Below are 8,708 nucleotides of genomic sequence, written 5' to 3'. Positions count from 1 at the left end.
CCATCCAGAATGCCTCCTTCAGAGAATGGTCTGCATCCTATGAATCACATTTTTAAACCGATGGGTACCCCGTGAGTCAGGCCAAACAATGGTTGGTATAATTATAATATCCGATAGCAGGCTTAGAAGTTACGGGGCAATGGATCAATGCCAAAAAATATTCCCTCTTGAAAGAGGAGACTGCTGTTTAGGATTTTGTGGTGATGCACAGATTGCTTACCCTTTGTCGGTTCAGGCAAGTTCGGCGTTGAATAATTTTATTAAAACTCGCACTCGAAGTTTTGATGTTTCTGAGATCAAAGATTTTCTTGGAAAAATATTGAATAACCTAATTAATAGCTGGGATTTGAAAGCTTCTGATAAAGCGAACGAGTTGGAGGAAACAAAAATCTTTTTTGGCGGCTGGTCATGGAAGAGTTCAAAATTTATAATTGGTTACTTTTCTTACGATGTCGGAAAGTTTGTATATCACCGAAAAACAACACAGTTACTTTTCCCTTTCAAGGATAAGCATAAATCATTAATATTTATTGGAGATTACAAAGACAAATATAGAGAGGAACTCAAAAAAGTACTTTCATCATTATATGCCGAGACCAAAAAAAGTGTATCGGTGTCATTAAATTACGAGCCTGTTGTAGCACTACATAACATGTTAAAAGACTCAGAGGTAAGAGATGATTTGCATCTAATAGGTGGATCAGTGCAAATGGTAAAGATCTATCAATATGGAAACACTCTTCCTTATGTATTTCGGAACTCGGTAGGAATTCAGTATCTTTTTGGTCGAAAAATGTTTTCATGGGAAAAAACGGAACGACCCATATTGTATATTAAAGATTCTGACGTGAAATTTAGTTACCCCTTATCTCTGATACCGGAGACAAAAGATTACACGGACGATTATTTCAGTGATACATAGGATTTGGGTCTGTTAGTGTCTGACCTAAAATGAGTTGAGTGATTTCAGCGGGTTATGATTCATGGGTTTGCGATAACCTGATAAGATCAAGATGGCCTGGACTGAAATCACCCGAGCGCAGTATCAAAGGGACGACCTGGAATATGCAAGCGACCTGCGCGATGCGGAGTGGGCGCTGATTGCGCCGCTGATGCCCGAGAAGAAACGGCTGGGCAGACCACGACGTACGGATTTGCGCCGGGTCATGGAGGCGATCCTCTATATCGTCACGACCGGCTGCCAATGGCGGCAGTTACCTCGGCACTTTCCGGCCTTCACGACCGTACAGGGCTATTTCTACCGTTGGATCCGCGAGGGAAGATGGGAAGCCATGAACCATATTCTCGTGATCCTGTCGCGTGAGCAGGACGGGCGAGACGCCACGCCTTCTGGCGCGCGAGACGGGTCTGCTGCGTCTGGGTGTAGTATCGATCGACGGCACGAAAATTGATGCCGACGCTTCGAAATACCGTTCCCTGCGCTACGACCGGATCAGGGCGCTGCGCGAACAGCTGGCGGTGGATATCGCGAAACTGATGGACCAGGCGGAGCACGCAGATGCCACAGACAGCGATCCGCAGGCATTGCCGGAAGCGCTTGCCCGACGGGAAACACTGAAAGCGAAGCTGGACGAAGCCTGCGCCCGGCTGGAAGCAGATGCGAAGGCGCAGGCCGAGGCGGCGCGATCGGCATACGAGAAAAAGAAGGCGGTGTATGACGCAAAAACAGGGCGTCGCGGCCGGGCGCCCAAACCGCCCGATGATGAACCACCACCCGACCGGCAGATCAGTCTGACCGATCCCGACAGCCGCCTCATGCGGCGTTCGGACGCTCACGAGTTCCGGCAGGCTTACAATGCCCAGGCCGTGGTCTGCGCCGAAGGCAGTCAGTTGATCGTGACAACCGGCGTTGTCGCCACATCAGCGGACGCGCCGTCCTTTGCCAGCACCGTGCTGTCGATGGAAAACACGATCGGTCTCCCAAAGACAGTGCTCGCCGACACCGGTTACGCCAACGGGCAGGCGGTCCGGGACCTGCGGAAAAAAGGCATCGATCCGCTGGTCGCCATCGGACGGCCTCGCGCCCGCAGGCCATATGATTTCCGGCCACCTCCTGAAAACACGGAGCCACGCCGGATAACCGAACCCTGGCGGCTTGCCATGAAGGACAGGCTGGAAACCACAGAAGCCGGAGATGTTTACAGACTACGAAAACAGACCGTTGAACCGGTCTTTGGAATTATCAAAAGCATCATGGGGTTCAGAAGATTCAGTCTGCGCAGCCTTGCAAAAGTCACGACCGAATGGACACTCGTCGCTCTCGCATACAACTGCAAAAGAATGGCACGGCTTCACGCAGCATAAGCCGGGTCAGCCTCGGCGTTATCAGCCGCAAAATGCCCAACCCGACAGGCTGCTAGAGCAGCCCGCACTGCACGGTGGGTACGGGTGCATCTGCTGACGTCGCTGTTCCGCCATGCTTTCCCGCAGACGGGCCAGCTCCGCTTTCTCGCGCGCAACCTGTTCCTCGCGGGCACGGGTCATCCATGCCTCGACCAGCAGGTTTTCCCGGACGCGCTGCCCGATTTCCTTCTCTACATCCGACCAGACAAAAGTCGGGTCGCCCCAGCAGGGATATCGCGCAACCTGATCGAGGAAATCGCGCCGTGTGGCTGCATTGTCGAACCATGTCTGCGCGAAGCCGGTCCGATTATAATGCGCGATAAATCCGAACATATTGCTCAGCCGGTTATACAGGGCCGGGGTAAATTTTTCTGCAGGCATTCCGAGTGCGATGAACCGCAGGATCGCATTACCACGCTTTGCCTTTTGCTGGGCTGTCGCCCATTGGGTGGGTTTCAGGACAACCGGGTCGAAAGGCGGGATTCGAAGCCGCTCGCACAGGATCGGCCCCGCCGTCATGACACCTGGCTCCGGCATCGATAGCCGTTATGAAAGCGGTTCACATCCGGCAGATCCGGATAATGCCCCTCGCCCAGGCCCTCTTCATTCATCCTTTCCAGATAGCGCACTGCCACGGTCACGCGGCGGACATTGGCGAGGCTGCGCAATACGACCAGATCCGAGCGGCCCCGCATATAACGGTCTTCCCAGAGACCGGTGACGGGGTTCTGCGCAGCCGCCCCCATCGTGCCGTTCAGAAAGCATTCCACGATCCACGGCCGGGTCCGATAGGGATGCCCCGAAACAGGAGCCGGAAGACGGAAGATGGTGCCACTGGCAATGGTCCCGACCCGGAGCGGATTATTACCGCCCTGGAATGGAGACGTATAATACTGGCGGATCATGCCACGTCTCCTTTGCAGGAAGCCATGTTTTCAGCACCGGCCGCAAATCGCCCATACAGGATCCGCGCGCCCTCGGCGTCGTTATCGACCATGAGAACCCATCTGTCGGTCCCCAGGGCGCCAGTGCGGTAAGCTGCATCAAAGCCACGCGGCTTACGATCGCCCCTGCGAATATGCACAGTGATGGAAAACGAGCGCCCGGGATGCGCGCCGGCGGTCCTCTCACCGTAAAGCGTTACGGCAGTCGAGATTTCCGCGAGCGTCCGGGCTTCTGTCATCCCCCGTGCACCAAGGTGTTCCATCGGCAGCGCCTGAAGGATGGCGCAGCCGTCGGAACGGATGCGCACGGCGGGAGTGGCAATCAGGGCAAAGACAGGCATGATGAACTCCATCGCTTAGCGCGCCCATGCGGGCGCACAGATTTTCAGGGGTAGATTTCAGGCGGCAGAAGCCACGTCCTCGACGGACAGCCGACGTGTCGATGAGCTGAAAATGTATTGGGCCGCGGCTGAAGCAGCACTCGCTGCGGTGAAAATGGCGCGCTTGTCAGCCTTCAGCAGTGCCAGCCAGTTCCCGATGTAATCCGCATGGCGGACCGTCGGCTCGATCTGCAGTTCCGCGCACACGAAAGCTGATGTCATCTCTGCGACCAGTTCCTCGGCCGCGTAGGCATGGTCACCAAACCGCTTGCCAAAGGTGCGCGACAGCCGGATTTCGGACCCGGTCCAGTGTCCGATCTCGTGAAAGACGGTTCTGTACCAATCGATCTGGTTGAAATAGGACTGCTGGGGCGGAACCCGGATGAAGTCCCCGTCCGGGGCATAAAATGCCTTGTCGCCGCCGATACGGATGTCCGCCCCGGTTTCGCGCATCAGCGCTTCCGCGTGCGGCACGATTTCGCGTTCCGGCAGCGGCGCGGTCGGCGCGACCATGCTCTCCGGCAGGTTCTCGCACTGGTCAACATTGAACACCGTAAACCGCTTTAGAAACGGGATCTCGCGTGGCTCGTCGGAACCCGCTTCCGATTTTGGCGTAAAACGGTCAGCATAAAATACCGTCGTTCCCTTCTCGCCTTTCCTGACATTGCCGCCCTGCGCATGCGCCTGGCGGAACGTCAGCCATTTCTGGGTAGAAAACCCCTGCATCTCTACCGCCCCCCACAGCATCAGGATGTTGATCCCGCAATAGGCCCGGTCGGTCGCGGCATTACGCGGCAGGGCAATGCCGCATTTCGCGCGGCTCCACGGGCAGACCCATGGCACGGTTCCCGCTTCAAGTTCGCGGATGATGCGGTCAGTGACGGACTGGTGGATGTCGGTACGCTCGGTTCTGGCCATGATCAGTCTCCAGAAAATGCAGACGCCGCCCCGAAGGGCGGCGCGGATGGGCAGCGAATGGCGAGGGTGGTGTCACCTGAGATCGATGATGCCCGTGCACGGATCGAGGAAGACGTCGGGCAGCAGGAGGAAAGTGACCATGGAGGCCGTCCAGAGGAGCACGATGACGACGAATTTGGCGATTTCGACGGCGGGGCGGGACGGCGGCGCGATGCGGTTCTGTGCCATTTCCAGATCCTTTTTTCGGGGGTTTCGACCCCTTCCGGCGACTGCAGGGCAGACTGGCGGGCAAGGGCGCCGCACAGCGGCGGCACCGGAGCCGCGCACAGATGGCGCAGCCATCGCGCACGGCGAGGAGCCACCCCTTGCGCGGCAGGCTGGACTGTGGTGCACGCCTCCTACCTTTACTGTTTTATTTATTTATATATTTTGTTTTTATTGTATTTTTATTCAGAGCAGGCCTTTCCAGATCCGCCATCCGGTCGTCCGGATCGTTTTTTTGCGGGGATGCCAGATAGGGGCAACTGATCCGCGCAGGCGTGACATCAATCCACAAACGACTGCCCACAGTCGCCTCCAGTGCCTTGCGGATGGTGTCGGCAGAAAGAAATTCCGCGCCATCGTCACCGCCAAACGACGCGCGTTTGACATCGTACCAGTCGTCAGGACGTGTGCGCGGGTCCGCTTCGACGGCATAGGCGACAAGGTTCGCCTGACCCTCAGCGTCACTGAAGCCCGGATAACCATTCGACAATAGGGTAGACGTGGACACCGCTCAGAGAGCAAATGCCACGTCCCCCTCCAAACCGTGCGGGCAGCTTTCACTGCACACGGCTTTCCACCCCCGATTACGCTCTCATTCGAAGATCACGTTGCCGCCCAGCATGGACATTGCGATGGCAATTTATGCAGAGCGGGATACGCTTCCTTTGGCGAGCAGCTCTGACCTGTGCCATCAAAGGCGAGTTGACGTGATCTTTCAGCTTTCTGACGTGATGCACTTCAACCGGAACATTTGATGTTCCGCAAAGCGCACATTCTTCAGAAAACAGTCGATCTACCAAGTCCGTGCGAGCAAAAGCCGCAATGTATCTTGGTAGTGCGTCGACCTTGGCGAATTTCACGGACGGACGAGTGAGATGCCGAAGCTTCCATACCCGCACCCTCCTTAATTTCCCACCTAAGTCTCGGCTAGCCACATACCACTCTCCATCCCTATTACGGACGGAAGTCAAAACCTTGGCCAACGAGCTATGTCGCTTATTGGCAAGTGTCTTGAGAAGGCTTGTCTGTACTACGAACTGAAGCGAACGAAGCTGCGCTTTCACATTCACGCACAGCGCGTAATATTGAACAAACCCGCGGTATTCCGCATTGAACTGTGAAGCGATCTCGTACTCGCTCGAATTGATCAATGCCGGTCGGTCAATACCCCAACGCGTGTCGGGGTAACCGTAACCGTGGCGTTGACAGAACTGGCGGATTTTCGTCCGCGGAACATTCAACGTGATCAGACCGTCTGGATTACGCTTCGTGTAGTTGCGCCCCAGAGTGTCCCTCACGCTCCTTACCTGGTTTGAATTCCAAGTATGGATGTCATAGCCAAGAAATTCTACTCCGTCCGAGGCATGTCGAATGCCGCTCTTTTCCTCAGATACATTAAGTTTCAGGTTTCCAAGAAATTGTCGAACGGCATCCATCATTCTCCGGGCATCATCTTTGCTGCCGATAACACCAATGAGGAAATCATCAGCATACCGGACATAACGAAAGCGCCGATAATCCGGATCCTGTGATGCCAGCGCAGGCACAGATTTGCGAGCCTTATCGAGGACTTTTATATCCTGTTTGAGAGCCGCTATCCTGCCCTGATCTCCTACTGACAGACTTTCTTCTGATCGTACGATCCGACGAATTTGCATCTGTCTGTAATTGATCAACTTCGAAAGACGATTCCATTCTTGCTCCCGGCGACGTTTCACGCCCTTATTTTTAGCCTCCATCCATGTTTCCATGAACAAATCGAGTTCATGAAGATAGATGTTGGCCAAAATGGGCGAGACAATGCCACCTTGCGGAGTTCCACTGTAAGTCCTGCTGAACCTCCAGTTTTCAAGATATCCAGCTTCAAGAAAGCGTCTAATCAGATCAATGATCTTCTTATCAGCAATCCTCTTGCGAAGCAGGTTCACGAGAATGTCGTGGTCGATATTGTCAAAATACCCAACAATATCGACCTCAACGAACCATTTTGTCCCTCTCCACACCTTCTGGATATGCTCCAGTGCAGTATGACAGGACCTATTTGGACGAAACCCATGTGAGTGATTAGAGAAAATCGGCTCATATATGGTTTCAAGGATCGTCCTCAAAGTTTCCTGCACGAGGCGATCCCGAATACTCGGAATCCCCAACGGTCGGAGTTTACCGTTTGATTTTGGTATGTAGACCCGACGAACCGGATTTGGTCGGTAACGTCCTTCCACGACCTCGCTAATCAACGCTTCAAGCTTGTCGAGCGAAAACCCGTCAAGCGTATCTCCGTCAATACCGGGGGTCAGGGAGCCCGAGTTTTGGGCAACCTTCTCATATGCCGCTTTCCAGAGATCACGGCAGGTCATGAGGCGGAATAGGCCGTTAATCGACTTTCCGGCTTTCGAGAGCTTTGGAAGAGTATCCAATCTCTTCATGACGATAGCAGTTTGCATCAGCAGAACCCGTCTTCCGTTAGAGGATACTGTTTTGGGAGCTGCCACCCTTCACCCAAGACCTGACGCTTTCGGTGCGATCGCTCGTACCTTATACGGTGTCTTGCCCTGCTTAAACGCAGGTTGTCCGTCCCATTACAGGAAAGCATTTGGCTACTATGGTGACTCTGTAACCATGCAGGTTTAGGAAGCCTGTTTAGGTTATCCCGGCTTTGCGCTGATGAAAGATGCGACGCACTTAGGTCCTCTGTTCGTTTCATTCCTCGTATGGAGGCAGTGTCGCAAGACTGACATCCCCGGATAGACAGGGGCTTCGGACTGGGCAACCTCATGATACCCTTCCCTTGCGAAACAGTCGTATCAAACGGTTTAATGACTGCTATGGCGTTAATCATCACCGAAACTGGAGTTAAAGCAGTATAGCCTTGACCATATGCATCTTCCCCTGACCCTCTAAACCGTAACCGTTCTTGGCTATTCGGGCCTTGCTCCAACCATGCTATGTTCATTGTCACCTTTCGATTTCAACTAAGGTTGGTGGGGACGGGAGTCGTCAGTTCTCCCGGCGTTTGAAACGCACTTTCGATTCAGCGCCGAACCGGCGCACTCAGGTACACCCCATGATCGCCGACCAGCATGAGTCCTGCCGGTATCTTGGTACGGTCGACATCCGTACCGGTCGGATGGCCCGACGATACGCCAGCCTTGAGAAAGGCCGGGTCAACAAGCTGATCATAGGTAGGGGAATGTTCGCTCGCGGCTTGCGCATGAGCAAGAAGACGCGCCACGAGGGCATGATCGAAATGAAGTTTCATTGCAGTATTCCTTTGTATGAGCCCCTTGCGAGGACACAAAAAAGGCGGAACACCGAAGTATCCCGCCTTAAGAAATAATACCAAGGGCTACTGTCTCTGACTCATCTGTGAAGTGACGCGAAGGGCCTGTTCTGATTCTGTCGTGAGAGGGAGGATCGGGAATGGCTGGTGCGATTGCCTTACGGACGGATTATACGGCTTCTGCGTTACGGCGTCTGGCCTCTCGTACGCGGGATGCGAATGTTGCACGGCGCCTTTTGTCTCTGGCTGCGGTGCGCGACGGTGCCAGCCGGGGCGAAGCGGCGCGGATCGGCGGCATGGACCGGCAAACCCTGCGGGACTGGGTGCACCGGTTCAATGCTGCGGGGCCGGATGGTTTGCACGATCGGTGGCGCAACGGGTCGGTCTGCCGCCTGACAGCGGACCAACTGGCAGAATTATCGGCGCTGGTCACGACAGGGCCTGACCGTGCCCGGGACGGCGTGGTGCGCTGGCGTCGGGTCGATCTTCAGCGGGTCATCGAAGAGCGTTTTGGCGTCTCCTATCACGAACGCCATGTCTCCGCCCTGTTGAAGCGGC

Annotated in this window: 8 protein-coding genes and 4 pseudogenes; 4 read left to right on the top strand and 8 right to left on the bottom strand. The window is 54.8% G+C overall.

The genetic code is table 11. The features are described from left to right. The first annotated feature begins 88 nt into the window (after positions 1-88). The 3 genes and pseudogenes from CFR71_RS16295 to CFR71_RS14795 all read left to right on the top strand — a co-directional run. On the top strand, positions 89-922 hold the full coding sequence (locus tag CFR71_RS16295) for a hypothetical protein (protein WP_133251176.1): 834 nt from the start codon (positions 89-91) through the stop codon (positions 920-922). Between the two features lie 91 nt (positions 923-1,013). Beyond that, positions 1,014-1,352 (top strand): annotated as a pseudogene (locus tag CFR71_RS14800) (IS5-like element ISGdi3 family transposase); the annotation flags it as partial. Beyond that, positions 1,348-2,325 (top strand): annotated as a pseudogene (locus tag CFR71_RS14795) (transposase); the annotation flags it as partial. The pseudogenes CFR71_RS14800 and CFR71_RS14795, both read left to right, overlap by 5 nt. A gap of 21 nt (positions 2,326-2,346) precedes the next feature. Here the strand turns inward: CFR71_RS14795 and CFR71_RS14790 are convergent. From CFR71_RS14790 to CFR71_RS14760, 8 genes and pseudogenes are all read right to left on the bottom strand, one after another. Next, positions 2,347-2,883, bottom strand: coding sequence for a hypothetical protein (locus CFR71_RS14790; protein ID WP_239020443.1), 537 nt, complete (start codon positions 2,881-2,883; stop codon positions 2,347-2,349). Continuing rightward, the gene (locus tag CFR71_RS14785; RefSeq protein WP_102325867.1) at positions 2,880-3,269 is read right to left on the bottom strand and encodes a hypothetical protein; all 390 of its coding nucleotides are present in this window, start codon (positions 3,267-3,269) and stop codon (positions 2,880-2,882) included. Before CFR71_RS14785 ends, CFR71_RS14790 begins: the two co-directional genes overlap by 4 nt. Continuing rightward, positions 3,266-3,649 carry a hypothetical protein gene (locus CFR71_RS14780; RefSeq protein WP_239020442.1) on the bottom strand — a complete coding sequence of 128 codons (384 nt, stop codon included), beginning with the start codon at positions 3,647-3,649 and terminating at the stop codon, positions 3,266-3,268. Before CFR71_RS14780 ends, CFR71_RS14785 begins: the two co-directional genes overlap by 4 nt. Before the next feature lie 57 nt (positions 3,650-3,706). Beyond that, positions 3,707-4,606: an ArdC family protein gene (locus CFR71_RS14775; protein WP_110532088.1), complete on the bottom strand. Its 900-nt coding sequence runs from the start codon at positions 4,604-4,606 to the stop codon at positions 3,707-3,709. A 72-nt stretch (positions 4,607-4,678) separates the two neighbouring features. Continuing rightward, a complete protein-coding gene (locus tag CFR71_RS16645) occupies positions 4,679-4,834 on the bottom strand; it encodes a hypothetical protein (protein WP_010515653.1) in 156 nt (51 codons plus the stop codon). Positions 4,835-5,052: 218 nt separating this feature from the next. Next, a pseudogene (locus CFR71_RS14770) lies at positions 5,053-5,363 on the bottom strand (DUF3085 domain-containing protein); the annotation flags it as partial. A 91-nt stretch (positions 5,364-5,454) separates the two neighbouring features. After that, positions 5,455-7,314 carry a group II intron reverse transcriptase/maturase gene (gene ltrA / locus CFR71_RS14765; RefSeq protein ID WP_048883769.1) on the bottom strand — a complete coding sequence of 620 codons (1,860 nt, stop codon included), beginning with the start codon at positions 7,312-7,314 and terminating at the stop codon, positions 5,455-5,457. Positions 7,315-7,922: 608 nt separating this feature from the next. Further along, a pseudogene (locus CFR71_RS14760) lies at positions 7,923-8,129 on the bottom strand (DUF3085 domain-containing protein); the annotation flags it as partial. 161 nt (positions 8,130-8,290) lie between these two features. On the opposite strand from CFR71_RS14760, the gene CFR71_RS14755 reads away from it, so the two are divergent. Continuing rightward, positions 8,291-8,708: helix-turn-helix domain-containing protein (locus CFR71_RS14755; RefSeq protein WP_133251175.1), on the top strand; the 418-nt coding region annotated here is incomplete at its 3' end.

Origin of the sequence: Novacetimonas pomaceti (assembly GCF_003207955.1) — a bacterium.
Classification (GTDB): domain Bacteria; phylum Pseudomonadota; class Alphaproteobacteria; order Acetobacterales; family Acetobacteraceae; genus Novacetimonas; species Novacetimonas pomaceti.
Note: the sequence above shows the minus strand (reverse complement) of the source record. Positions and strands in the feature narration are given on the sequence as shown.